Source organism: Psychroflexus curvus (assembly GCF_020164585.1).
Lineage (GTDB): Bacteria > Bacteroidota > Bacteroidia > Flavobacteriales > Flavobacteriaceae > Psychroflexus > Psychroflexus curvus.
In genome coordinates this window covers 281,992-305,983 of record NZ_JAIQZF010000003.1, presented here as the reverse complement: position 1 = coordinate 305,983, position 23,992 = coordinate 281,992, and the positions used below count along the sequence as shown (strand labels likewise).

Genomic DNA, 23,992 nt, shown 5'->3' with positions numbered 1-23,992 from the left:
AGTATTCGGTATTCAGTATTCGGTGTTTCATATTTAATATTCAATAATCGTGGGTCTGCTAAAAAAAGACTTTAAATAAATTTCGGATACCTTACCCTGGACCGCAAACCGATTTTTATATCTTTTAGAATTAGGGTCATAATTTGGAAACCATTTCCATAAAAAGCCACCGGCAAACCAATCTTCATCCCATAAACTTTGATGCAAACCTTTGATTAAATTGAGCTGAGCAGTTTCATTAGCTGGATGTTGATTTCTAGAAGAATTCCAGGGTTCTCTACCCGCATAGTCGATACTTCTGTATCCGTATTCAGTAAAAAGAATTTTGGTATTGTGAAATTTTGAAAAAGAGTTCAGCTCTTTAGCCAAGTCTTTCCAGACCATATTGACCTGCTCTAAACTTGGTGTTTTAGATTCAGAAATAGGGAAATAGGCATCAATGCCTATAAAATCTAAACTATCCCAAAGCATAAGGTTATTGTGTTTATCCCAGTTTTCTGCATAAGTCAATTTCCCAGTATAAATGCTTCGCACTTCATCGATGAGTCTACACCAAAACTCTGGTCTTTGTGAAACAAACTCATGCAACTCTGTTCCTATACACAAAAGTGAAACTCTGTGTTGTTCAGCCAACCTTGCAAACGTTAGAATATAAGTCCTATAATTCTCTTCAAATTGTTTCCAGTCTTTATCAGAAAGCATAGAAATGTCTCCAGTAAAAACTCCATTTCCTACCCAGATATGTGGTTTGATCATGACTTGTAAACCCTGAGATTTCAGAATTCGTACATCGGTTCCAATCCCTTTTACTGTTTCTCCAGACCACTGGCGTTTCGTATCAAAAATTAGCTTAGGGTTTTCATTTTCTGGCATGAAGGCATAAGGCATAACAGCGATATAATTGCTCCCTAGTTGCTTCAGGTCTTCAGCTTTCCCCATATCAATAGAATTTCTGGAAGCGACCATGCTGATGCCATTTATCTTTTGTGAAACCTCATCTTGAGCAATAGCAGACAGCAAAGTGTTCAGAAAGAAAAATAAAAACAGATAAAATCTCGATATCTTCATGCGCAACAAAATTAAACATTTACTTTGACCTAAATTTTTAAAATTCATCACCAAAGTGAGCCACAAAAAACAAGTCAGTTACCAATCCACAAACACCTATTCTATACTCAATTCTTTAACCGAAGACACTCAAAACATTTGGATTGCCTGTCATGGCATTGGTTATTTGAGTAAATTTTTTATCAGCTATTTTGAGGATCTCGATCCAAAACTCAATTATATCATCGCTCCGCAGGCACCTTCCAAATATTACCAAACCAAGGCTTACAAATATGTGGGTGCTTCCTGGTTAACCAAGGAAAATAGAGAATTGGAAACCGAAAATGTACTCAACTATCTGGACGCCCTTCTGGAAATGCAAGAATTGCCAACCGATAAGAAAATCATTCTTTTTGGCTTTTCTCAGGGCGTTTCGGTGGTGACCCGCTGGATGGCGCAGCGCAAGATTCAATGTGATCATTTGGTGATCCACTCCGGAAGTATTCCCTATGAATTTGATTCCAGCAGCTTTGCATATCTTCCTGATTTAAAAACATCAATCATCTACGGAACTCAAGATGAATATTTAACAGAAGAAAGAATTCAAAGTCAGCTAGAGCTGGCAAAAACCATTTTCCCTAACCCACCAGAAATTTTAAAATTTAAGGGGAAACATGTGATGCATAAAGCCAGTTTGAAAAAAATTTCTAAACAATTAGCTTAAGAATTCTAATCAATTGATCCGCAACTTTTACCTGGTAAAGGTCAATAAAAACGCTTTAATAGTTAATTCCTAAAATTTCGATAGGCCGACTTTCCTCTCCTAAATGAAATTCAAATTTATCTCCTTCTTTTTTGGAGGTCATAGCTTTGGCCAATGGCGAAATAAAGGCAATCTTTTTTTCCTTTACATTGGCCTCATCTACTCCAACGATTTGAAATTCCTGAACATTCCCATTCATCTTGAATTTGACTTTAGCGCCAAAACGTACTTCACTTTGATTTTGATCTTTTGGCTGAATCACCTGAGCCGTTTTTAAACGCTCAGAAAGCAACTTCAGCTTACCGTCAATCAAGGATAACTCACGTCTTCGCTGAGTTTCATCTTTGGTGTCTAGTTCAGTACGCTGCTTTTCTAAAGTATTTTTTTCTTTCTCCAGCTGGTTTTTACCATAAGGAGTCACATAATTGGTTTCCTTCTCTGGCAATGAAGCCCTTGGCGGAACTACAATAGGTTCTTCCTGATCGCTTTCTTTTACAAATCCTCTACTCATATTTCTAATTATTTTAAAAAATAAAGCTGTACAAAATGTAATGAAACATTTTTGTACAGCCTTACCTAACAAACTAAATAAACAACCATGAACTTAGTCTTGGTTTCTCTCTGGAGGATATTTCTCCATGATTTTATTTACGATTTCATTAATTTTTTCTTCTTTCTTATCCATATTCAAGCTTAATATACCAGTTCCTAGACCTTGCCAAACCAATTCGTTTTTCTCGGCATCTATCAGATCAATATATAGTGTTCCTTCCACATTGGTGGACACGGTATTATATCCGCCCGGACCCCAGAAATAAGGATTCCATCCCCAGCCATAACCGAAGTTATTTTGGTAAATATTTACGTTTTCTGTAGTTTCTGTGAAAATACTGACCAGCAAATCCGGACTGGTCTTTTTAACCATTCCTTTAGCTACAAGTTCTCTTTCTATAGCTCTTAAAATTCTTTTTTTATCTAAATCTGAAATTTCTGCAGCATCGATTCCTGGCTTATAAAAGGCAAAAGAATCATAAGCTGTGAAATCTATTTTTTTATCATAGTCAGTTGCAACTTTAACAGATGAACACGAGGTTAAAAAGAAAACCCCAGCAAGCAGCATTATCGCTTTTATTGTTTTCATAGTTTTGATTTAATGTATTAAAAATATATTAAGTCTTTACAGAATTACTCAAATATAATCAAGTAGTATGCCATAATTCATAATTTTTGATGCTTATTTTAAAGAAACTAAAAAGTGATTATTCAATACCTAATTTTTATCTTTTTTTACATCGTATCCATAAGGACAGTGTCTACACCCACTCTTGCAGCAGTACCCCCTTTTGAGATGGTATTGCTCGGTAAAGCACCTATATCCTTCTTTGGTCGTGTAAAAATCTCCCTCCTCCAGTGGAATATGCTTTTTAAAATAATTCATTCGTAAAATTTAAATAAACCTTTCTTTGAAATCGAAGATAAGGCTTTAATTTTGAGTTTGATTTTAGTTAATGATATGATATCCGTTTCCTTTTTTGAACAAAATTATAATTCCGTCACTGAATATGTTGGAAGGTTTAATGAGGTGGACCTGTTTGTCAAACGGGAAGATCTAATCCATCCCATCATTTCTGGAAACAAATTCAGAAAACTTAAGTATAACCTACTGGAAGCACAAAAGAGGGAAAATGCAAACATCCTGACTTTTGGCGGTGCTTACTCCAATCATATAGCGGCGACAGCAGAGGCCTGTCATTTATTAGGGATTCCAAGCACAGGTATCATTCGTGGTGATGAACTTGGCCGTAATTTAGATAACACATTAACAAACAACCCCACATTAAAATTGGCTCATCAAAAAGGAATGCAGCTCCACTTTGTTTCCAGAACTGACTTTAGGCTCAAAGAAGACATGCCAATTGTAAAAACTATAGTCGATCAAAAACCTTCAACTTTTATAATTCCTGAAGGGGGGACTAATGCACTTGCTATAAAAGGCTGCCAAGAAATTATGCAAAAAGGAGATAATTTCGATTTCATTTGTTCTTCAGTGGGTACTGGCGGAACCTTAGCCGGACTCATAGAAGCCTCAAACGCTTCTCAGCATTGTATAGGTTTTAGTGCGTTGAAGGGAAATTTTTTAGAGAAAGAGATAGCCAGCTGGACACCCAAAGCTAACTGGACGCTTCAAACGGATTACCACTTTGGAGGCTATGCCAAGGTATATTCAGAATTGATAGCATTTATAAATAGTTTTCAAAAAAAATACAGCATTCCTCTCGACCCCATCTACACTGGAAAGCTATTTTATGGCATTTTTGAAATGATAGAAGCTGGGTATTTTCCCAAAAATACTCGTATTTTAGCAGTCCATACTGGCGGTCTTCAAGGAATTGAAGGCATGAACCAGGTTTTAGAACAAAAAGGTTTACAAACCATCGATAGGTCATGAAATATACGTTAGCATTTAGTTTTGTGTTTTTTCTTATGATGATGTCCTGCGGAACATCTAAGAAAACGAAATCGGCTTCAACAGTAAGAACTCACACTCAGCAATCGATGCCAAGAGTTGAAGAGTCTAAACGTTATTCTGATCTGGAAGGACGAGTTTACGAAAAATTTGAAAAAACAGATTTGAGTGGTTTGAGCCCGGTTGAACTTTACATTTATAATTTTGCTGGTATTGCTCAGGAAGAAATGAGACTTTACGGCATTCCCGCCAGTATTACGATTGCACAAGGGATTCTGGAATCTGGATCCGGAAGCGGAAACCTTACACGAAAATCCAATAATCATTTCGGTATTAAATGTAACGGATGGCAGGGTGAAAAGGTATACCATGATGATGATGAAGCACAAGAATGCTTTCGAAAATATACAGATGCCAGGTACTCGTTTAGGGATCATTCCTTGTTTTTATTTGAACGAAACCGGTATGGTTTATTATTTGACTATAAAAGTGATGATTATAAGTCGTGGGCGAAAGGCCTAAAAAAAGCAGGATATGCGACCGACCCGAGATATCCCGAGAAATTAATCAGCTTGATAGAGCGTTATCACCTTTACCAGTATGACAAAGAAGTTTTAGAGAAAAATGCTGATTTACCTCTGCCAAAACCCCAAAGATATACGTCCAGTAATTCTGACTATTACAGTGTTAAAAGAGGAGATACCCTTTATAATCTCTCTCAAAAATTTAACCTTACAGTTGAAGAATTGAAATCGATAAATAAATTGAAAAATGACCATATTCAAGCTGGTCAGGAATTGAAAATAAAAAAATGAAATTATGATATACAAACGAAGTAGTGACCTATTTGATGAAGCTAAGAAATACATTCCTGGAGGAGTAAATTCTCCAGTAAGAGCTTTTAATGCAGTTGGAGGAGATCCTATTTTCGTTAAAAAAGCAGAGGGTGCTTATTTGCATGATGAAGACGGTAACAAATTGATCGATTATATTTCTTCCTGGGGTCCAATGATTTTGGGCCATGCTTTCCCTCCTGTTGTGAATGCTGTTATAGAACGCACCAAACTTGGAACTTCTTACGGGATTCCTACAGAGCTTGAGACTAACATCGCGAAACTTGCTGTGGAAATGGTGCCCAATATCGACAAAATTCGTTTTGTTAACAGCGGAACCGAAGCCTGCATGAGTGCAGTTAGGCTAGCCAGAGGTTACACCAATAAGGACAAAATTATCAAATTTGCAGGTTGCTATCACGGCCATAGCGATTCGTTTCTGATACAAGCCGGAAGCGGCGCTGTTACATTTGGAGAGCCTAATTCACCCGGCGTTACCAAAGGCACAGCAAAAGATACACTTTTAGCGGAGTATAACGATTTGGAAAGTGTAAAAACACTCTTCAAAGAAAATAAAGGAGACATTGCCTGCATCATACTGGAACCTGTTGCAGGAAACATGGGTTGCATCATCCCCAGACAAGGGTTTTTGGAAGGTTTGAGAGAGCTGTGCGATGAAAACAATATCCTCTTAATTTTTGATGAAGTGATGACTGGTTTTAGATTAGCCCCAGGTGGTGTTCAAGAATTACTGGGAGTGAAAGCAGATCTTGTCACCTTTGGAAAAGTTGTTGGTGGCGGGCTTCCCGTCGGCGCTTTTGCTGGAAAAGCAGAAATCATGAACTATCTGGCTCCGGACGGCCCCGTTTACCAGGCTGGCACATTAAGTGGAAATCCATTAGCCATGGCCGCCGGTTTTGCCATGCTGACTGAACTGAACTCCAACAAAGCCATTTTTGAAAGTTTAAATGAGAAAACGAAATATTTACACACAGGCATGAAGAAGGTGCTTGATGATGCAGGAGTTGCTCACCAAATCAACAGGATTGGTTCTATGATATCGATTCACTTTTGCGAAAAACCTGTCACTGATTTTAAATCTGCAGCCCATGGCAATAATGATAAATTCAAGATTTACTTTCACGGGATGTTAATCCGAGGTGTGTATATGCCTCCAAGTGCTTTTGAAAGTTATTTCTTAAATGATGCCTTATCCTATGAGGACATAGACCACACCATCAAAGCGCTTTCTGAATTTGTTGATGAGTTGAAATAATTAATATTAGTTTTTTAGGTTATTTCGTATGAATTGTTAATTTTATCTAAACCTAAAAAACTTAATCAATGGAAACAAATCAAACTCAACCGCCAATGCCGCCAAATCATTTGGCATTAGCTATCATCACTACAATTTTATGCTGTTTACCGGCTGGCATAGTTAGTATCATCTATGCCTCGCAAGTCAACACAAAATACAATGCCGGGGATTATGAAGGCGCTTTAAGAGCTTCTAAAAATGCTAAAACATGGTGGATTGTCGCATTAGTAGCTGGCCTTGTAATTATAATAGGGTACATTGCTTTTATTGCCATCGTTGGTGGCGAGACATTCTGGGAAGCTTATAATGCTGAAATGCAAAAAAATACTTATTAATTGGTGCTTAGAACTAATTCTTTACTGTTAAAAGTAGGTATACCCTTCGTCATTCTAACGTTGGGTATATTTTATTACTCTATAAATCCAACTACATTTGCCTACACACCACAATGCCCTTTTCATTCTCTAACGGGATTGCACTGCCCGGGATGTGGCTCTCAGCGTGCTTTTCATGAAATGTTACATGGGAATATCTGGGGTGGCTTACAGCACAACTTTTTAATTTTACTCGCTGGAGTCATTATAGGCTACAAAGCTTATATATCTTATACCAAAAAGTCTAAATCTAAGGTAACTCATAATTTATTACATCATAATGCAGCTCCGTGGATAATTTTAGCATTCGTATTGGGGTTTTGGATTCTTAGAAACATACCTTTGGAACCGTTTCTAATCCTGGCACCCTAAACTGATATGATTGTTCTGCAAATTCTGGTTCTCTTCATAAGTATTTCATTCTTCTTTTACGGACTTGGTTGTTTTTATAGCCCAAAGATGTATGAGGAATTCAAAAGATTTGGCCTGAGCCCTATTCAAAGACAGCTCACAGGGTTCTTTCAGGTTTTGGGAGCATTAGGTTTGGTAGCCGGTTATTATTTCATCCCTCTTATAGGTGTCTTTGCAGCCATCGGACTCACACTTTTGATGAGTCTTGGTTTTGGAGTTCGACTAAAGATTAAAGATAACTTTGTTCAATCCTTCCCTTCCCTTTTTTTTGCGCTACTAAACTTATATGTAGCCTTTAGATTTTTAGAGGTATTTGATTTATTTTAAATCAGATCAAAATACCAGGGTATAGTAAAGCTGGAGATGATCCAGAATACCATATTCAGAAGAAAACCTACTTTAAAGAAATCCCTAAACTTATAATTGCCCGCGCTATATACCATGGTATTGGTTTGATAGCCAATAGGTGTCATAAATGTGGCTGAAGCCGCAATCATAACAGTGACCAGAAATGGTAAAACTTCCACACCAGAGTTGTGAGCGATGGCAATAGCAATAGGCGTCATTAAGGCTGCTGAAGCATTATTGGACATCACTTCTGTCAGCAGAGAAGTCACTAAATATAACCCAGAAATCACAGCGATGATGCCGAGCGGTTGAAGCTGACCAAGCATAGTCTGAGCGATAAGCGTATCCAGACCCGTCTTGCTAATGGCCAGGCCTAAACTTAAAGCCCCGACCAGTAAAAAAATAATCTTCCAATTGATGGCTTCGTAAATTTCTTTCATAGTGAGTATCCTGGCAAAAACCAAAACTACCACGGCACAAATGGCCCCAACCATAATGTCTAAAAATCCAATACTCGCTAAGAGCACCATGATTCCAATCAATGAAATGACAATACTAAACTTCTTCTTATCAAAATCTGTGATATGATTTTCAGACAGCAATACAAAGGGTGTGTTTTGACCAGATTCCAACTTGCTGAGTTCTTTCACATAATGTGACTTCACCTCGGCAAGAATAACGTCTCCAGCCTTTAGTTTAATGTCGTATAAATCGGCATGTCTGATGTCTTCCCTGTGCTTTATAGCCAAAGGAATTGCTCTAAATCGCCTTCTGAAATCTAATTCCTTAAGCGTCTTACCATGAATTTCTGATGAAGAGGTGATCACCATTTCCACCAAAGCAGAATTTTTTCCAGAAAGGTCATTATCACCAATTTTTACCGGAGAAACCGATAAAGTTTTGGTCTTACCTTTGAGTGATTTCAGCTTTTCCACATCACACCGCACCTTGAGAATATCTCCCTCATTCAATTCAAAATCTCCGGGCGGAAGGGTAAACTGACTTCCATTTCGTCTCACCTCAATGATATCCATCTTGAATTCTGTCACCAACTCAGATTCCATAATTTTTTTCCCTATTGAAGTTGAATTTGATAACAACTCCACTAAAGTGATGTAATTGTTAACTTCAAACTTTTCCTTTAAATCTTTGGAACGTCTGGATTTAGGAAGTAGTTTAATGCCTAAAATTGACATATAAACGACACCTACCACTAAAAGTATTCCGGCTACAGGTGTCATTTGAAACATTTCCACTGCCTTTACGCCTTCTTTTTCGGCAATGCCGCTCACCAGGATATTTGTAGATGTACCAATAAGAGTACACATCCCTCCAAAAATAGAAGCAAAAGAAAGCGGAATCAACATCTTGGAAGGACTTTGACCAGAGGTATGCGCCAGTTGAATGACCACAGGTATAAAAACAGCAACCACAGGAGTATTGTTGACAAATGCGGATATAATAGCTATCATAAACATCATCATCAAAATGCCACTGTTAAAATTGTATCGAAATATAGTGGACAGGCGATGAGCCAAAACCTGAAGAGCTCCTGTTTTAAGCAGGGCAGCACTCAATACAAACATGAAGGCAACTGTTATCGTCGCCTTGTTACTAAAGCCTTCAACACCTTCTTGAGGAGTTATAACACCCGTTAATATCAAAATGATCATTATGGTAATAGCTACCAAATCAATTGGCAAAGCTTCAGTCGCAAATAAGATAATGGCAAGAATAATGACACAAATGGTAATAATGGCTGCTGTAGTCATTCAAAAATATTTTCTCCAAATATATAATAGTCTACCAAATCTATAGACTTTATCTGAATAAAATATTTTTTTGCATTGTTCTAAGAATTAGAGCAGACTAATCAAACGGTTTTCACGCTTTATAATTTCGCTTAAGCTGGCTTTTTTCAAAAGCTCAACGGTTTTCTTTTTCACTTCAAAAAAAACATCTCGAATACCGCAGGTTTCTTCATCCTTACATTCTTCGCAACGCTCGTAGTACTTGTAAGTCACACAAGGCAAAAAAGCTATGGGACCATCAAAGAGTCGCATCACATCAGCTAAGTTGATTTCGTCTGGGTTTTGCAAAAGATAGTAGCCACCTCCTTTCCCTTTTTTACTGGCTAAAATTCCTGCTTTTTTGAGGTTCAGCAGAATTGATTCTAAAAATTTTCGTGGAATATGTTCTTTCTCAGCGATTTCGCTTATCACTATTGGACCCTGTCCTTCTCTTTTGGCAAGAAAAACCAGGGCGTTGATGGCGTATTTTGTCTTTTTTGATATCATTTCTACAAATATATCATTATTCAACTTTAAAAAACTAAAACTGAAATTGTAATTTGCAGCTTCAATTCGGAAAACACTTACATGACCTCTCAACTGATTCAGAATAGCCTTTCACATCTAAAAACCTATTTTGGATATGATAGTTTCAGAAAAAATCAATCTGAAATTATTGAGCATGTTTTAAATAAAAATGACGCTTTAGTCGTCATGCCTACTGGAGGTGGAAAATCTATGTGTTTTCAGTTACCAGCTTTGGAATTTGAAGGGGTAACATTGGTCATTTCTCCGCTAATTGCCCTGATGAAAGATCAGGTAGACGGGCTGAGAAGCAACGGCATTGAAGCTGAATTTTTCAATTCGACTCAGACACCTGAAACCCAGCAGGACATCAAATCCAGAGTCGCTAAAAAAGACCTGAAATTGCTTTATACAGCACCAGAGAGCCTTTCGGGTCTTCAGGAGATTTTAAACGAGAACTATATCAGCTGTGTAGCTGTAGATGAAGCCCACTGTATTTCATCCTGGGGTCATGATTTCAGACCTTCCTACCAACAGCTCGGCTTCTTAAAAAAATCCTTACCCAATACACCTGTTTTAGCCTTAACAGCTACGGCTGATAAAACCACCAGAAAAGATATTCTAAAACAACTCAGCATTCCAAAAGCTAAAGTGTTTCTGTCGTCATTTGACAGGGAAAATATCTTTTTGGAAGTCAGAACAGCCAATCAGCGTTTAAAGCAGATTGAAAACTTTTTATTGAGAAGAAAAGATGAAGCTGGAATTATTTATAGTTTGAGCCGAAAATCAACTGAAAAGCTGGCGAAAGACCTCACTCAGAAAGGGTTTAAAGCCAAAGCCTATCATGCAGGTCTGGATGCTGACAAAAGAACGAAAATACAGGAAGAGTTCGTGTACGATAAAACTCAGATCATCTGTGCTACAGTAGCTTTTGGGATGGGTATTGATAAGTCCAATGTGCGTTGGGTCATTCATTATAATATGCCCAAAAATATCGAAGGCTACTACCAGGAAATAGGTAGATCTGGAAGAGACGGTCTTACAGCTAATGCCCTGATGTTTCATTCCTATGCCGATGTCATTCAGTATAAACGTTTCAACGAAAACAGTAATAACCAGGACGTTCAGGATGCCAAACTGGAACGGATGAAGCAATTTGCCGAAGCCACTTCCTGCAGAAGACGAATTTTACTTGGTTATTTTGGTGAACACCTCACCGAGAACTGTGGGTTTTGCGATGTATGCAAAAATCCACCGCGATTTATTGATGCCAAAGTTATTGCTCAAAAAGCGCTTTCCGCAGTCGCAAGGGTTAAGCAGGAAGAACCTATAGGTATCATTATTGACATCTTAAGAGGAGCCAAAAATGCGGGAATTTATGACAAAGGCTATCAGGAACTTAAAACTTATGGCATTGGAAGTGATATAAGCTGGAAGGATTGGCAGCACTACATTTTACAGCTCATCAACCTGGGTTATATCGAAATTGCTTTCCACAGAAAAAATGCTTTAGAATTCACTCCTTTAGCAAAGCAGGTCCTTTTTGAAGGTGAACAGGTGTGGTTGACAAAACCGAAAACAGAACAAACCGGCGGCACAGAAACTAAAAAGGTTTCGAAAACATCAAATCTATTCAATCAGTTAAAACAACTGAGAATGCAAATTTCTGTTGAAGAAAACATTCCGCCTTACCTGGTCTTCAACGACGCCACGCTTAAAAAAATAGAAAAAGAAAGACCACAAAGCGAGGATGAGTTCAAATCCATCAGCGGTGTGAATAGTTTAAAAGCTGAAAAATATGCCGATGAATTTATTGATGTCATCAAATTATTCAATACCAAAAAAAGAAAAAAGAAAACCTCAACTTATGAAGACACTTACAGGTTTTACAAGAATGGTAAAAGTATTGAAGACATTGCTCAGGCTCGACATCTGAAGACAACGACCATCATCTCTCATTTATGTAAGCTTTATGCTGAAGGAAAACCTATAAAATTAGGCGAGTACATTTCAGATTCAGAAATAAAAGAGGTTGAGAATGTGCTTAAAAATGTAGACTACGAAGGTGCCTTAAAACCAATTTTTGAAGCTATGGATGAAAAAATGAGTTATGGAAAAATTCGAATAGCCATTGCTATTCTAGAGAAGTAGTTACTCGTTTTTAACAATGACGGCACTGGCTTTAACGCCAGTTAATAAATTCCAGACGTTTCTCGATAGTAATTTAGACCCATCAATGATCTTAAGCTCTGCTGTATTTGGTCCAGAGTCTCCCTGATTGAGCGCTATAAATTCAATTTTATTGAATCCAATTTCAAGAGGAATTGTGATTTCTTTGTAAGCATTTTCCAAAAGTAAGTTTTCCACAACCACTTTATCGTTGACTCTTATCTGCACACGGTCTCCATCAAACAACATGTGGTCTCTGCATATAAAAGTCATCTGGTCTGAAGAAGTCACAAAATCACCAAGGCTCATGTTTTCCGACCATTCTGCTCTCATTCCTTTATTCTCGTCTTCCGGGTTTTTGTTGAGCTTATCTGTCCATAAATCACTGGGGTTGGTAAACTGAGTTTTAGGCTTAAAATCAACCCCTTTTTCATCTTTTGCGAAAAAATCCTTAACCTTACTTCGATTGGGAACACCAAGACGATTCATCCCTGAACTTGAACCTGACGATTTGAATTTCGGATTGGTATTCACTTCCGATCCTCGGGTTGGAAAATCTCGGTTTTGGGCACTCACAAGTCCTACTGAACTTAATAGAAAAATTAAAAATATGTAGTTGAAACCTTTCATAATAACAAATATATCAAACTATACGCATGAATTATACCAGAAGCAAGTTCTTTATAAAATTCTTAATACTGAAAGGCTTGAAATCTTCCATGATGGGTTTTTGAAACAGATAAAGTTTTGTCCGCCAAATTTAAAATAGGTAAACCCTGTTTTGTTTTAGAAAATTCTGGTAAGGATTGCAAATTCAGCTCGTTTTTTAACATCAAAAGAAAATCGGAACTCGCACCAAAAAACTGTTGTTTTATTTCATTATCTATGATTTCAGAATAGACATAATCATCGGTTTTAATGGTTTTTGTAGAAAGCTGATGAACTCTAAAATCCACTGTTCCAAATTCAGAATCTTGAAAAAGACAAGCAAAAGCAAAGGGATTAAATGCCGGTTTTAAATTGAACTGTCTCTGAACCGCTTTGTAAGCGCTTTCTTTCATCGTCCAGATTCTCCAGAAACACCTGATAGGTTCGGCAGCAGATAAAATGAGATTAATTTCTTCAGTTGAACAGATTTTTTCAAGATAGCGAGGCCGAAAAATACCAGACTCTTGTTTAGCTTTTGCCAAATCGACGATGTCGTTCCCAATCACTTGGTCGTGAGTTTCTTTTGAATCACTCCGACGGTAGCTTCTACATCCATCATTTTTTCCATATCGTCATTTTCAATGCGAATATCGAATTCATCCTCAACATCTAGCACGATATCCACCAAATTAGCTGAATTGATTTCGAGGTCATTGATAAAGTTAGATTCAGACGTCAGATTTTCAAAGTTTTGCTGATTATTGACGTAAGGTTTTACGATTTGCTTTAAACGTGCCTGTATAGCTTCAGAAGTCATAGGTTTTTTGAGCAATTTACTAATTAGTTTTAATAATTTTAAATATATATAAAGACTCTTAATCGAGAAGCTTCCTAAAATGACTTATCAAGTTTTTAAAATTGTCGCTTCTTACCTGTTAACCTCTCGACTGCCTGCCGGCAGAACAGGGTGACATTCCAAAACCATGTCAGTCTTTGTCAGATCGAGCCTTTCTATTCATCAGGACAGGCTCCGTCGAGACCTAGCTTTTGCTTACACCTGAAGCTCTCAAACAAGAAATTAACCCCAGCCATAACAAGCATTAAAGATAAAGTTCCAGCCAGAATCCATTGCCATTCCGGAGCACTGCTATGTTTTAAAAATCCGCTTTCTACCAAAGCAGAAAGTCCGAATCCCAAAAGGCCAGTTCCTAATCCACCGAAAAACCAGTAGCGTTTTTTAAGTTGTTGTTTATTCATCGTTATAAGATTTTAATATGACACAGGCGTTGACATCCCCAAATCCAAAACTTGCCTTGGCCAGAAAGTTTAATTTTGTTCTGAGTACTTCTCTTGGTATTTTATCTTCCCTGACGTGTTTCAAAATTTCCGGATGTATGGTTTCACAATTTAGGTTTGGAAAAATAAATCCGCGAGAAATCTGCAAAACAGAGCTCACCAGTTCAATACTCCCTGCTGCTGCCAAAGCATGACCAACATGACTTTTTAGCGAGTTGATATAGGGGAAATCTTCTCTTTCTAAACCCAAAGCCTTAGACCAGTTTTCGATTTCAGTAGCATCCATAGCGGTTGCCGTGAGGTGGCCGTTGATAAGGTCAATTTCTTCTGAATTAACACCAGTCTGCTTTAAGGCTTCAGATATACAGCTTATGACCGCCGTAGAGTTGGGGGCCGTCATGCTCCCCTGTTCGCGTTGACCTCCAGAGTTGAGGTGTCCTCCTAAAACTTCTGCATAAATATTGGCGTCCCTTACCAAAGCAGACTCCAGACTTTCCAAAACCAAAGCTCCAGCCCCACTTGACGGCACAAAACCTGCAGCACCAGCAGACAAAGGCTGAGAAGCTGATTCCGGTCGATCATTGTACTGATGTGGTAAAATCCGTAAGGCATCAAAACCACCCCAAACATAAGGTCCGGAATCACTACAACTCCCCACCAGCATACGTTTGGCTTTTCCATAGTGGATGCGTTCATACCCCATCAATAAAGCCTCCGTTCCTGTGGAACAGGCAGAAGAATTGGAGGTGACCTGATTTCCACAACCCAATTTACCACCCAGGAAGGCACTAATTCCACTGGCCATGGTTTGTAAAACACTGGTGCTTCCCAGTCTTCTAACTTGCTTAGCGTCTATTTTATTGAAGGCTTCTCTCAGTTTTTCAACACCAAGAACACCGGTTCCAAAGATAATTCCAGAATCGGTATCGAGTTGGTCGCTGATTTCCAGTTGAGCATCTTCCCAGGCTTCCTGTCCGGCGATCCCGCCGTAAATCAAACCCGTGGCCAAAAGGCCTCGCTGCTCCAAAGCGGTAAAGTAATGATCCATGAGATCCTGAGAGACCTTTGGCACACCTCCAATCTGACAGCTAAATTTTAATTCTTCTAACTCTTTATGAAATTCAATCCCGCTTTTACCCGACTTGATAGCCTCCTCAAACTGAGAAAGTCCTGTTGCATTTGGCGCGACTACGCCCATTCCTGTTATAACCACTCTTTTTTTATCCATAATTAGGGTAAAATAACGCCTGCAAGTTCACCACGAAGCACCAAATCTCCCGACATATTAAACATTTTGACAGAAGATTTCAATTTATTAAATCTAAAGTACATTTTTTCAGCTTCCACAATTACTTTTTCGTCTGGCAAAACCGGTTTAAGAAACTCAACAGTTGTGGATGTCATGGCCAGTTTTACCTGCTCCAAATTTATATTTTCCTGCTGAGATAAAAGATACAGCCCAAAACTGGCCAGGCCAATCTGAGCAGCACATTCGGTAAGAATAACCCCTGGAGTGATGGGGTTATTTTTGAAATGCCCTTTGTAAAACCAGGAAGACGCCTTAAACGTATAACTTCCTTTTATGAACTTATCGGACACCTCATCTATGGTTTTCACATACAGAAAAGGCTCCTGATAGGGTAATTTCGAAATGATTTCGGAGGATTTCATCAGCATTATATTTTAAAGACTTTCGCCACCGTCAGCTTTGATGATGCTTCCATTGATCCAATTCGCTTCGTCTAAGCTCATTAAATAAACCACATTGGCAATATCTTCTGGCTTCGTCAGACGCTGAAAGGGATTGCGCTTTTCAGCAGCTGCTTTCAATTGTTCATGACCGGGAATCCTATGGAAAGACTGCGTCTCCACCATTCCGGCTTGAATACAATTGGCCGTGATATCATACGCCGCAAACTCTGTAGCCATGTATTTCATCAAAGTTTCCAGACTTGTTTTGGCCACCGACACAGCGGCATAATGCTTCCAGACCCGTTGATTTCCCTCACTTGTGAACGCTAACAGCCTGGTATTTTTGGCGAAGCCATCAGCTTCCAGAATAGCCTTCGACCAGTCGTAAAAACTATACGCCATCGCATTGGCTGTAATTTGTAAATCGGTTTGATTCAGTGGGGAATCGCCGGTCATAGCTTTCAGGTTTCCTTTGGCGATGCTGTGAAGCAACAGCTTAATTTTCCCGGATTCGCCAAGAAGTTCTGGAAGCTGACTTATAAATTCTTTTCTTTTTTCTGAATTTGTGGCGTCCAGATTAAAGGTTTTGAGATTTACTCCGTATTGCTCAATCCCTTCAAATTTGGCTTCAATGTCAGGTAAATCGCTTCTTCTATCTCTGTGGATGATGAGCAAATTCCACCCTTTTTGAGCTAACTTCAAAGCTGAAGCATATCCAAGACCCTGACTCCCTCCTAAAACCAGGGCGTAATGTTTAAGTGATGGGTTGGTCATAAGCTAAATATCTTATACAATTAAATCTTACTTTTATTAAAATCAGAAGAAACCCGCCTAATTGCATCACGCCGGCAACTTACCATTCTAAAAGAATACGCTGAGCTGAAAATCCGGGTCCGAAACTCAGCATCAATCCTTTTTCTCCTTTCTCAATTGGTTTATTCATCATGCGCTCGAGCACATACAGCACGGTTGCGCTACTCATGTTTCCAAAAAGACGAAGCACTTCCTTGGTGTCGTCTATGTTTTTACCCATAGCTCCAAATAGAGCTTCCACGGTATTAATAATTTTCTTGCCTCCGGGATGAAAGATAAGATGATCTATATCTTCAATGTTGAGCTGATGGTTTTCCAAAAAAGGATGAATGATCTGCGGGAAATGCTCACTTATTTTCTCAGGCACATCGATGTCGAGTACCATTTTCAGACCGGAATTGGTCAAATCGAAGCCCATCATGTGGGTGTTTTCATAAAAATGATACATGGATTCACCCAAGATTTTAGGGCCTTTGCATTCTTCTTCAGAACTCATCAGCACACAGGCAGCACCATCCCCAAAAATGGCGGAACTCACCATGTTTGCCATGGATTTATCGTTGAGCTGAAAGGTAGCCGTGGGGGCTTCAAAAGAGACTATTGCTGCACGCTTACCGGGATCGGCCTGAAGAAACTGCTTCGCGTAGATCATTCCAGATATTCCTGCCGCACAACCCATTTCGGTCACCGGGAGCCTGACGATATCCTGTCTCAGGTCCAAATCGTTGATAAGAAACGCATCCAGAGATGGAATCATAATTCCCGTACAACTTACCGTGATGATGTAATCCAGGCTTTGTCCTACCCATCCCGCCTGATGCAAGGCCTTTTTTAAAACCTTTTTTCCCAGGATTTTAGCCTCCCGGGTGTAAATTCGGTTTTTATCTTCAAAGGAAGTAGCCGAAAAAACCTCCTCCGGATCCATGATCGAATAGCGTTTGTCGACTTGGGCACCTTCATAAATTTTGATCACCTTCCTCCTGAACCTCTCGTCTTCATTGGCCAGCCACATCTCCACAAAAGGGATTATATCTTTGGTTTCTTTGTAATACTGAGGAGTTTCTGTGGCTACTGTATCTATTTTTACACTCATGAGCTATAAATAATCCACTGGTAACGGAATGCCCAATACCATGTGATGTGGTGCTTTAAATTTAATTGTGTTGCGAAATCTTCTAAGTCATCCGATGTAAAACCTCTCAAAATGGAGGTTAGTCCGTCTTTTCTTGCAATGTCTGAATTTACAAAGACTGAACAATATAACTCGAATAATCTGTAAGCTATTTTACTTCTTTGTAAATCGTTGATAACAAGACCAAAGCCAGCTTTATCTGAAAGAACAGGTACTAATTTTTTTATAAAATCATTGTCAAAATGATGAAGCGTCAGACAGCAGGTAATAATATCGGCCTCAAAATCATCAAAATCTTCGCTAAACACATCGATGACCCGGTAGGAGATATTCTTGTAGTCCATGGACCATTCTCTTGCAATCTCAATGGTGTACGGATTGGCATCTATTCCTATGAGCTGGACGTTGATACCCTGTGTTTTAGCCCATCGGGAGACCTGTCTTAAGGCGTCTCCACTGCCGCAACCCAGATCGGCGATGACCAGGTGGTTTTTGGAATGATTTTCCAGTAATTTCTGTATACCTTTAATGGTAACACGGTGTCCGCCAAGTTTGGTATTGATTTTATCGATCGTTTTAAGCACATGTTTAAGTTCATCTCCCTTGAAGTCAAACTCATCCATGATTTCTGCCTCTTTGCTACGGGTTTTGGTAGAAATACGTTTCATAAAATAGGCTTACCGTGGGTTTGTTGAATCATTTTTTTGAGTAAATAAGGGGATTTGGAAACCGCTAACATGCCAATATTTGTGAGTTTTGGTTGTAAAAGTATATTTTGAAACAAAGAACCGAAAATAAGTCTTTTGCGAAAAGTCTGCTTCCAGATTTTCGAATAATTTGCTTCCAATTGACTTCGATCCTTATGATATCTGTAATTTTTGATTTCTTCTGAAAGCAATTTAGCCGAATGTATCGCCATGGCCATTCCGTTTCCACACAGCGGATGTATGAGCCCGGCAGAATCCCCGGCCATCAACATGTGATTTTCTACAGCATCTTTATTCTGAAAAGACACCTGTGAAATCGCTAAATGTTTCTCAAAAAGCAACTCAGCATGACTAAGAAACAAATTCAATTTAGGATTTTGAGTTATGATATTTCTATTGAAATCTTCAACAGACCTTTCCTGTTTGAAGCTATCGTAATGTGCTAAATAACAAAAATTGACCGCACCGGTTTCAGTTTTGGATAGCCCGCAGTACCCGCCTTCAAAATTATGAAGCTGTACTTCTCCATCAGGAAAATCATCGTTTTTATAATGCGCTTTAATCCCAATCCAGGGTGTTTTGTTGTAGATAAAATTCCTGTTCAATTTCTTATCTAAAGTGGAGCGCTTTCCAAAACTGCCGATAGCTAATTCTGAGTAAAATTCATTTTTAGTGGTTTTGACAGTAAACTGTTGAGTTTCGAACGTGACATCAACAACGGTTTCAAATTTAAATTCAACGCCATTGGATTTTGCTTTTTTATATAAAAGCTCATCCAAAGCATATCTGGACATTCCAAATCCGCCAAGAGGAAGTTCTACCTTAACTGAATTACCGCTACGACTGCTTAAAACTAATTGAGTAATTTGATCTGAATTGGTCTGACTTATGTCGACACCAAGCCTTTTTAAGTAAGGTAAAACTTCATTGGAAACGTATTCCCCACAGACTTTATGTTTGGGATATTCATCCTTCTCAATCAACAAAACTTCAAAACCATACAAAGACAAATCTATAGCAGATGTTAATCCGGCAAGGCCTCCACCAATAATTATGACATCATAGATTTTCATTGCTGAAATTTAGGCATAAAAAAAATCCTAATGTAGCATTAGGATTTTCTTGTCAATTATTTTAAGGATTATTGAGCTTTCTGTCGAGCTTCTTCCTTCAGTTCTTCACTGGCAACTATTGCGAGTTCAACTCTTCTGTTTTTGGAACGTCCAACTTCAGTTGAATTGTCATACTTAGGCTGCTCCTCACCAAACCAACTGGTTTTAATTCTTGAAGCATCAATTCCATTACTGGTTAAATAATCAGTAACGGCTTGAGCACGCTCTTTCGATAATTGCATATTGTAACTTTCACTACCTGTAGAATCGGTGTGCCCTTCAACGATGATATTGGTTTTAGGGTATTTTTGAAAAATATTAATCAATTTCAATAATGAAATTTCAGATTTTCCACCGATATCTGCTTTGTTGGTTGCAAAATACACACCTGAATTTTCATCAAACGTTACATTGATGCCTTCCCCAACTCTGGTTACCTCTGCACCAGGAATTTCCTGTTCTATTTCTTTGGCCTGCTTATCCATTCGGTTACCGATATAAGCACCAGCAGCACCTCCAACGACACCTCCAATAATAGCACCAAGAACAGTGTTGTCTCCATCGCCTGTATTGTTGCCGATGACTCCGCCAATAACTGCACCACTTGCAGCTCCTATTGCTCCGCCTCGCTGTGTTTTGTTAGTATTTTTCGTCGCTTCGCATGAGCTAAATAAAAAAGCCATAGCTATTAAAACTCCGAATAGTTTATTTTGATAATGTTTCATAATTATAATTTTGAAAATGTCATTTGTATTGTAATTTCTTCACCTTTAAACATAGCGTTTTGTTCCCATACCATTTGGTTTGCTAACAAAGATTTAATTTTTACTCGTGTTCCCTGGTCAACTTTTCGGGCTTTTTGTCCAGTGGTAACCTTTAGCAGCATCTCAGGGTTGAAACTTTCGGCTGTGGTCTTGTCTACAAACCAGGTGAACTGTTCCTGAGTTTTAGAGCAGCTATTTCCATCTAAGACAAAATTCCCGGTGCTATTATTGGGAATAAACTCCCAGACTGAATTCTCAAAACAGGAAGCACTGGCCAGGTTGAACAGTTCTACATCAAATAAGCCGGAAGCATCTGGGTAGGAAATGGATTCTAAAATCCAATCACCTTTAAAGTCTTTCTCTACTTGATTGGCTAAATAAGCAGGACCACACGAAGTGATTAAAAATGCTACTACAATCGTTAAAATATATTTCATAAGTAATTTAATAGGGTTATAATAAAAAAATCCGTAAATCTATTCTACAAATAAACTGACGTATATAATCGTCTATCGTCTGAATAATTTTCCGATAAGTGAAATGACGAATAAAACAACAAAAATATAAAAAATGATTTTGGCAATGTCTGCGGCGCCTTCAGCAACGCCTCCAAAGCCTAAAACGGCTGCAATTAAGGCAATAACAAGAAATGTAATTATCCAGCGTATCATACTAATGTGTTTTTGGTTTGATTTCTAAGTTACATCAATACTTCGGTATTAAGTCTTTTTTAGTATTTATTTAATGTTATCAAAGCCTCTTCAAATTTTAATTTCCCCAAATATTGGTTTTCCAGGTTTTTAGCGAAAGGGATAGGCGTCGATAAACTTGCCACACGTTTAATCGGAGCATCCAAATATTCAAAACAGTGTTCTGAAATAAGGGCTGAAATATCTGAAGCTATTCCACCAAATATAGAATCTTCCTGAAGGATAATCACTTTTCCTGTTTTCTTGACAGATTTAAAAATCGCTTCTTCATCCAAAGGAGATAAAGTTCGTAAATCAATAAGATCAGCTGAAATTGATGGGAGTTCATCTAAAACCTCCCTGGCCCAGTGAACAGCAGCTCCATAAGTAATAATCGAAATGTCATTCCCCTCCTGTATCAGATTAGCCTTTCCCAGTTCCAGCGTAAAGTAGTCCTCTGAAACCTCTTCTCTGATACTTCTGTATAAAGCCTTATGCTCAAAGAACAAAACCGGATTAGGATCTTCTATAGAGGCTGCCAGCAAGCCTTTTGCATCCTGAGGACTTGAAGGGTACACCACTTTCAGACCCGGGGTTTTGGTAAACCAGGCCTCATTAGTTTGGCTATGAAAGGGCCCTGCGCCTACGCCGGCTCCACAAGGCATGCGTATCACCACATCGGCATTTTGACCCCATCTATAATGTACTTTAGCCAGATAGTTTACAAGGGGGTTAAATCCAGATGTCACAAAATCTCCAAACTGCATCTCTACCACCGACTTTATTCCTTTAATGGAAAGTCCCATGGCTGCAGATATGATGGCCGACTCACAAATAGGTGTATTTCTAACTCTGTCTTTTCCAAACTTTTTTACAAAACCTTCAGTAATTTTAAAAACGCCTCCGTATTCTGCAACGTCCTGCCCCATGATGACCAAATCCTCAAATTTTTCCATGCTTTGTTTCAAGCCATCAGAAATGGCATCGATAAAACGCAATTCGGTCTTTTGAGAAGAAGGCATTTGGTTATCAAACTCATGACGTTTATAAATATCCTGTAACTCTGTAGCTTCATCAGCTTCGACTTCTGCTTCTTCGTTAGCTAACTTGAGATGTTCATCGATTTCTGATTTTAGTTCTGATTTTAGTGAAGAGATTTCTTTTCTGGTCAAAAATTTTGATTCCAGAATAAATAACTCATAATTATCGACAGGGTCTAATTTTTCCCAGTGTTTCATCAACTCCTCCGGCACGTATTTGGTACCGCTTGCTTCTTCGTGCCCTCTTCTTCTAAAGGTTTTGAATTCAAGAAGTATGGGTCTCGGATTCTGCCTTACACTTTCTGCAATCTCACTGACTTTAGTATAAACCTCAACGATATCATTACCTTGAATGATGTGAGATTCCATTCCGTAGCCTAAGGCTTTGTCTGCAATATGTTCACAATTAAACTGTTCATCGGTGGGAGTTGACAGTCCGTAGCCGTTGTTTTCAACACAAAACAACACGGGAAGTTGCCATACTGAAGCTACATTTAAAGCTTCGTGAAAATCACCTTCACTAGTGCCTCCTTCTCCTGTAAAAACTGCAGTTACAGCTTTTTCATTTTTTAGCTTATGCGCTAAACCAATACCATCTGCAACTCCCAATTGTGGGCCCAAATGTGAAATCATTCCGATAATTTTGTACTCCTGAGTCCCAAAATGAAAGCTTCGGTCCCGACCTTTAGTAAACCCATTCAGTTTGCCTTGCCACTGGGAGAACAAGCGATACAAAGGAATATTTCTTTCGGTAAACACTCCTAAGTTTCTATGCATCGGCAAGATGTATTCATCTGAATTTAAAGCTTTTGCTACCCCTACCGCTATAGCTTCCTGTCCAATACCAGAAAACCATTTTGATATTTTTCCTTGCCGTAAAAGCACCAGCATTTTCTCTTCGATAAGCCGAGGCTTCAAAATACTTTTGAATAGATCTATGTGTTGCTCTTTAGTTAAAGAATGGTGCTCAAAATTCATAGGTTGTATATTAACTCACTATTCAAATGTATCATAATGAAAACTTATAATTAATAGGAAAGCAAAAATTCTTGTTGAATTAAATTCATTAAATTTGTTTTTTAAAACACAGCCTCATGTCAATGACAAATATTCCAAGTGTGAATCTTGCAGATTTTTTATCTGAAGATCCAAAAAGAAAACAAAAGTTCGTTAACGAAATCGGTTCAGCTTACGAAGAAATAGGTTTTGTTGCGTTAAACCATCATTTTTTAGACGAAAAATTGATAGACCAATTATATACTCAGGTCAAAGCCTTTTTTGATCTTCCAGAAGAGATTAAAAAGAAGTACGAAAGAGAAGATTTAGGAGGTCAACGTGGTTATATTTCCTTTGGTAAAGAACATGCCAAAGGCAAGAAAGAAGGAGATCTAAAGGAGTTTTGGCATTTTGGTCAGGAGCCTGACGAGGATGCTGATTTAAAAGAAGATTATCCAGAAAACATCAAAGTAGAAGAATTGCCACAGTTCAATGAAGCAGGAATGGAAGCCTACAAAATGCTGGAGAAAACAGGCATTTATGTCTTAAGAGCTTTGGCGCTTTATATAGGACTCAATGAATATTATTTTGATTATTGGGCAAGTAATGGAAATTCTATTTTACGACCAATTCACTATCCACCTATAGAATCAGAGCCAAAGGGAGCAGTGAGAGCCGGTGCTCATGGAGATATCAACCTTATCACCTTACTTATGGGCGCCTCAGCCGGTGGTTTACAGGTCAAACGTAAGGATGGAGAGTGGATCGATGCTAAACCTAAAGAAAACGAACTTGTAATCAATGTTGGGGATATGCTGGAAAGACATACCAATAATAAGTTGAGATCCACCATTCATAGAGTTGTGAATCCACCTAAAGAGGAGTGGGACAAACCCAGATATTCTATTCCTTTTTTCCTGCATCCCAGAAGCGATATGCGCTTAGACTGCCTTGAAGAATGTATCGATGAGAATAATCCAAAACAATACGAAGATATTACTGCAGGAGAGTTTCTTCATCAGCGATTGGTTGAAATTGGACTGATAAAAGAATAACTT

29 protein-coding genes are annotated in these 23,992 nt (G+C 38.5%); 9 read left to right on the top strand and 20 right to left on the bottom strand.

Going from position 1 to position 23,992, the window contains the following annotated elements; translation table 11 throughout:
* Positions 1-33: 33 nt before the first annotated feature.
* Entirely contained in the window at positions 34-1,068 is a 1,035-nt protein-coding gene (locus LB450_RS05830; protein ID WP_224486918.1) for a glycoside hydrolase family 113, read from the bottom strand.
* Positions 1,069-1,123: 55 nt separating this feature from the next.
* On the opposite strand from LB450_RS05830, the gene LB450_RS05825 reads away from it, so the two are divergent.
* Positions 1,124-1,771, top strand: coding sequence for an alpha/beta hydrolase (locus LB450_RS05825; RefSeq protein WP_224486917.1), 648 nt, complete (start codon positions 1,124-1,126; stop codon positions 1,769-1,771).
* 55 nt (positions 1,772-1,826) lie between these two features.
* Here LB450_RS05825 and LB450_RS05820 read toward each other — a convergent pair whose 3' ends face one another.
* From LB450_RS05820 to LB450_RS13810, 3 genes are all read right to left on the bottom strand, one after another.
* Positions 1,827-2,321 carry a GreA/GreB family elongation factor gene (locus tag LB450_RS05820; RefSeq protein ID WP_224486916.1) on the bottom strand — a complete coding sequence of 165 codons (495 nt, stop codon included), beginning with the start codon at positions 2,319-2,321 and terminating at the stop codon, positions 1,827-1,829.
* Between the two features lie 93 nt (positions 2,322-2,414).
* Positions 2,415-2,951 (bottom strand): DUF4136 domain-containing protein, encoded by a 537-nt coding sequence (locus tag LB450_RS05815; RefSeq protein WP_224486915.1) that lies wholly within the window; start codon positions 2,949-2,951, stop codon positions 2,415-2,417.
* A 129-nt stretch (positions 2,952-3,080) separates the two neighbouring features.
* Positions 3,081-3,248, bottom strand: coding sequence for a DUF5522 domain-containing protein (locus LB450_RS13810; protein WP_224486914.1), 168 nt, complete (start codon positions 3,246-3,248; stop codon positions 3,081-3,083).
* A 75-nt stretch (positions 3,249-3,323) separates the two neighbouring features.
* Between LB450_RS13810 and LB450_RS05805 the strand changes: the two genes are divergently transcribed.
* The 6 genes from LB450_RS05805 (at position 3,324) to LB450_RS05780 (ending at position 7,540) form a co-directional block, all read left to right on the top strand.
* Positions 3,324-4,259 (top strand): 1-aminocyclopropane-1-carboxylate deaminase/D-cysteine desulfhydrase, encoded by a 936-nt coding sequence (locus LB450_RS05805; protein ID WP_224486913.1) that lies wholly within the window; start codon positions 3,324-3,326, stop codon positions 4,257-4,259.
* Positions 4,256-5,092 (top strand): glucosaminidase domain-containing protein, encoded by an 837-nt coding sequence (locus tag LB450_RS05800; protein ID WP_224486912.1) that lies wholly within the window; start codon positions 4,256-4,258, stop codon positions 5,090-5,092. The genes LB450_RS05805 and LB450_RS05800 overlap by 4 nt, the downstream gene beginning before the upstream one ends.
* A gap of 4 nt (positions 5,093-5,096) precedes the next feature.
* Positions 5,097-6,386, top strand: a complete 1,290-nt coding sequence (gene hemL / locus LB450_RS05795; protein ID WP_224486911.1) for a glutamate-1-semialdehyde 2,1-aminomutase — start codon at positions 5,097-5,099, stop codon at positions 6,384-6,386.
* Positions 6,387-6,454: 68 nt separating this feature from the next.
* Positions 6,455-6,763, top strand: a complete 309-nt coding sequence (locus LB450_RS05790) for a CD225/dispanin family protein (protein WP_224486910.1) — start codon at positions 6,455-6,457, stop codon at positions 6,761-6,763.
* A 3-nt stretch (positions 6,764-6,766) separates the two neighbouring features.
* Entirely contained in the window at positions 6,767-7,174 is a 408-nt protein-coding gene (locus LB450_RS13805; RefSeq protein ID WP_224487055.1) for a DUF2752 domain-containing protein, read from the top strand.
* A gap of 6 nt (positions 7,175-7,180) precedes the next feature.
* Positions 7,181-7,540, top strand: coding sequence for a DoxX family protein (locus tag LB450_RS05780; RefSeq protein ID WP_224486909.1), 360 nt, complete (start codon positions 7,181-7,183; stop codon positions 7,538-7,540).
* Here the strand turns inward: LB450_RS05780 and LB450_RS05775 are convergent.
* Positions 7,537-9,333 carry an SLC13 family permease gene (locus LB450_RS05775; RefSeq protein WP_224486908.1) on the bottom strand — a complete coding sequence of 599 codons (1,797 nt, stop codon included), beginning with the start codon at positions 9,331-9,333 and terminating at the stop codon, positions 7,537-7,539. The genes LB450_RS05780 and LB450_RS05775 overlap by 4 nt on opposite strands.
* 87 nt (positions 9,334-9,420) lie before the next feature.
* Positions 9,421-9,858: an RrF2 family transcriptional regulator gene (locus LB450_RS05770; RefSeq protein WP_224486907.1), complete on the bottom strand. Its 438-nt coding sequence runs from the start codon at positions 9,856-9,858 to the stop codon at positions 9,421-9,423.
* Between the two features lie 81 nt (positions 9,859-9,939).
* Between LB450_RS05770 and recQ the strand changes: the two genes are divergently transcribed.
* On the top strand, positions 9,940-12,027 hold the full coding sequence (gene recQ / locus LB450_RS05765) for a DNA helicase RecQ (protein WP_224486906.1): 2,088 nt from the start codon (positions 9,940-9,942) through the stop codon (positions 12,025-12,027).
* Here recQ and LB450_RS05760 read toward each other — a convergent pair whose 3' ends face one another.
* From LB450_RS05760 to LB450_RS05695, 14 genes are all read right to left on the bottom strand, one after another.
* Entirely contained in the window at positions 12,028-12,675 is a 648-nt protein-coding gene (locus tag LB450_RS05760; protein WP_224486905.1) for a hypothetical protein, read from the bottom strand.
* 62 nt (positions 12,676-12,737) lie between these two features.
* A complete protein-coding gene (locus tag LB450_RS05755) occupies positions 12,738-13,259 on the bottom strand; it encodes a 4'-phosphopantetheinyl transferase family protein (RefSeq protein ID WP_224486904.1) in 522 nt (173 codons plus the stop codon).
* The gene (locus LB450_RS05750) at positions 13,256-13,510 is read right to left on the bottom strand and encodes an acyl carrier protein (RefSeq protein ID WP_224487054.1); all 255 of its coding nucleotides are present in this window, start codon (positions 13,508-13,510) and stop codon (positions 13,256-13,258) included. Before LB450_RS05750 ends, LB450_RS05755 begins: the two co-directional genes overlap by 4 nt.
* Before the next feature lie 194 nt (positions 13,511-13,704).
* Positions 13,705-13,950: a hypothetical protein gene (locus tag LB450_RS05745; protein ID WP_224486903.1), complete on the bottom strand. Its 246-nt coding sequence runs from the start codon at positions 13,948-13,950 to the stop codon at positions 13,705-13,707.
* The gene (locus LB450_RS05740; RefSeq protein ID WP_224486902.1) at positions 13,943-15,217 is read right to left on the bottom strand and encodes a beta-ketoacyl-[acyl-carrier-protein] synthase family protein; all 1,275 of its coding nucleotides are present in this window, start codon (positions 15,215-15,217) and stop codon (positions 13,943-13,945) included. Before LB450_RS05740 ends, LB450_RS05745 begins: the two co-directional genes overlap by 8 nt.
* Positions 15,218-15,219: 2 nt before the next feature.
* Positions 15,220-15,660: a 3-hydroxyacyl-ACP dehydratase FabZ family protein gene (locus LB450_RS05735; RefSeq protein ID WP_224486901.1), complete on the bottom strand. Its 441-nt coding sequence runs from the start codon at positions 15,658-15,660 to the stop codon at positions 15,220-15,222.
* Positions 15,661-15,672: 12 nt separating this feature from the next.
* Positions 15,673-16,455, bottom strand: a complete 783-nt coding sequence (locus LB450_RS05730; protein ID WP_224486900.1) for an SDR family oxidoreductase — start codon at positions 16,453-16,455, stop codon at positions 15,673-15,675.
* A gap of 79 nt (positions 16,456-16,534) precedes the next feature.
* On the bottom strand, positions 16,535-17,587 hold the full coding sequence (locus tag LB450_RS05725) for a type III polyketide synthase (RefSeq protein WP_224486899.1): 1,053 nt from the start codon (positions 17,585-17,587) through the stop codon (positions 16,535-16,537).
* Entirely contained in the window at positions 17,584-18,294 is a 711-nt protein-coding gene (locus tag LB450_RS05720; RefSeq protein ID WP_224486898.1) for a methyltransferase domain-containing protein, read from the bottom strand. The genes LB450_RS05725 and LB450_RS05720 overlap by 4 nt, the downstream gene beginning before the upstream one ends.
* On the bottom strand, positions 18,291-19,406 hold the full coding sequence (locus LB450_RS05715) for an NAD(P)/FAD-dependent oxidoreductase (RefSeq protein WP_224486897.1): 1,116 nt from the start codon (positions 19,404-19,406) through the stop codon (positions 18,291-18,293). Before LB450_RS05715 ends, LB450_RS05720 begins: the two co-directional genes overlap by 4 nt.
* A 68-nt stretch (positions 19,407-19,474) precedes the next feature.
* Positions 19,475-20,170: an OmpA family protein gene (locus tag LB450_RS05710; protein WP_224486896.1), complete on the bottom strand. Its 696-nt coding sequence runs from the start codon at positions 20,168-20,170 to the stop codon at positions 19,475-19,477.
* Between the two features lie 2 nt (positions 20,171-20,172).
* Positions 20,173-20,646, bottom strand: coding sequence for a lipocalin family protein (locus tag LB450_RS05705; protein WP_224486895.1), 474 nt, complete (start codon positions 20,644-20,646; stop codon positions 20,173-20,175).
* Between the two features lie 72 nt (positions 20,647-20,718).
* A complete protein-coding gene (locus tag LB450_RS05700; protein ID WP_224486894.1) occupies positions 20,719-20,880 on the bottom strand; it encodes a DUF1328 domain-containing protein in 162 nt (53 codons plus the stop codon).
* Positions 20,881-20,939: 59 nt separating this feature from the next.
* Positions 20,940-22,916 (bottom strand): alpha-ketoacid dehydrogenase subunit alpha/beta, encoded by a 1,977-nt coding sequence (locus LB450_RS05695; protein ID WP_224486893.1) that lies wholly within the window; start codon positions 22,914-22,916, stop codon positions 20,940-20,942.
* A gap of 122 nt (positions 22,917-23,038) precedes the next feature.
* Between LB450_RS05695 and LB450_RS05690 the strand changes: the two genes are divergently transcribed.
* Entirely contained in the window at positions 23,039-23,989 is a 951-nt protein-coding gene (locus tag LB450_RS05690) for an isopenicillin N synthase family dioxygenase (RefSeq protein WP_224487053.1), read from the top strand.
* Positions 23,990-23,992: the final 3 nt, after the last annotated feature.

Coding starts and splice junctions, on each gene's coding strand:
- LB450_RS05815 (WP_224486915.1), bottom strand. CDS start 2,951: ATGAAAACAATAAAAGCGATAATGCTGCTTGCTGGGGTTTTCTTTTTA.
- LB450_RS05770 (WP_224486907.1), bottom strand. CDS start 9,858: ATGATATCAAAAAAGACAAAATACGCCATCAACGCCCTGGTTTTTCTT.
- LB450_RS05700 (WP_224486894.1), bottom strand. CDS start 20,880: ATGATACGCTGGATAATTACATTTCTTGTTATTGCCTTAATTGCAGCC.
- LB450_RS05715 (WP_224486897.1), bottom strand. CDS start 19,406: ATGAAAATCTATGATGTCATAATTATTGGTGGAGGCCTTGCCGGATTA.
- recQ (WP_224486906.1), top strand. CDS start 9,940: ATGACCTCTCAACTGATTCAGAATAGCCTTTCACATCTAAAAACCTAT.
- LB450_RS05805 (WP_224486913.1), top strand. CDS start 3,324: ATGATATCCGTTTCCTTTTTTGAACAAAATTATAATTCCGTCACTGAA.
- LB450_RS05745 (WP_224486903.1), bottom strand. CDS start 13,950: ATGAATAAACAACAACTTAAAAAACGCTACTGGTTTTTCGGTGGATTA.
- LB450_RS05750 (WP_224487054.1), bottom strand. CDS start 13,510: ATGACTTCTGAAGCTATACAGGCACGTTTAAAGCAAATCGTAAAACCT.
- LB450_RS05740 (WP_224486902.1), bottom strand. CDS start 15,217: ATGGATAAAAAAAGAGTGGTTATAACAGGAATGGGCGTAGTCGCGCCA.
- LB450_RS05780 (WP_224486909.1), top strand. CDS start 7,181: ATGATTGTTCTGCAAATTCTGGTTCTCTTCATAAGTATTTCATTCTTC.
- LB450_RS05830 (WP_224486918.1), bottom strand. CDS start 1,068: ATGAAGATATCGAGATTTTATCTGTTTTTATTTTTCTTTCTGAACACT.
- LB450_RS05820 (WP_224486916.1), bottom strand. CDS start 2,321: ATGAGTAGAGGATTTGTAAAAGAAAGCGATCAGGAAGAACCTATTGTA.
- LB450_RS05735 (WP_224486901.1), bottom strand. CDS start 15,660: ATGAAATCCTCCGAAATCATTTCGAAATTACCCTATCAGGAGCCTTTT.
- LB450_RS13810 (WP_224486914.1), bottom strand. CDS start 3,248: ATGAATTATTTTAAAAAGCATATTCCACTGGAGGAGGGAGATTTTTAC.
- LB450_RS05695 (WP_224486893.1), bottom strand. CDS start 22,916: ATGAATTTTGAGCACCATTCTTTAACTAAAGAGCAACACATAGATCTA.
- hemL (WP_224486911.1), top strand. CDS start 5,097: ATGATATACAAACGAAGTAGTGACCTATTTGATGAAGCTAAGAAATAC.
- LB450_RS05775 (WP_224486908.1), bottom strand. CDS start 9,333: ATGACTACAGCAGCCATTATTACCATTTGTGTCATTATTCTTGCCATT.
- LB450_RS05730 (WP_224486900.1), bottom strand. CDS start 16,455: ATGACCAACCCATCACTTAAACATTACGCCCTGGTTTTAGGAGGGAGT.
- LB450_RS05725 (WP_224486899.1), bottom strand. CDS start 17,587: ATGAGTGTAAAAATAGATACAGTAGCCACAGAAACTCCTCAGTATTAC.
- LB450_RS05690 (WP_224487053.1), top strand. CDS start 23,039: ATGACAAATATTCCAAGTGTGAATCTTGCAGATTTTTTATCTGAAGAT.
- LB450_RS05720 (WP_224486898.1), bottom strand. CDS start 18,294: ATGAAACGTATTTCTACCAAAACCCGTAGCAAAGAGGCAGAAATCATG.
- LB450_RS05760 (WP_224486905.1), bottom strand. CDS start 12,675: ATGAAAGGTTTCAACTACATATTTTTAATTTTTCTATTAAGTTCAGTA.
- LB450_RS05790 (WP_224486910.1), top strand. CDS start 6,455: ATGGAAACAAATCAAACTCAACCGCCAATGCCGCCAAATCATTTGGCA.
- LB450_RS05710 (WP_224486896.1), bottom strand. CDS start 20,170: ATGAAACATTATCAAAATAAACTATTCGGAGTTTTAATAGCTATGGCT.
- LB450_RS05800 (WP_224486912.1), top strand. CDS start 4,256: ATGAAATATACGTTAGCATTTAGTTTTGTGTTTTTTCTTATGATGATG.
- LB450_RS05705 (WP_224486895.1), bottom strand. CDS start 20,646: ATGAAATATATTTTAACGATTGTAGTAGCATTTTTAATCACTTCGTGT.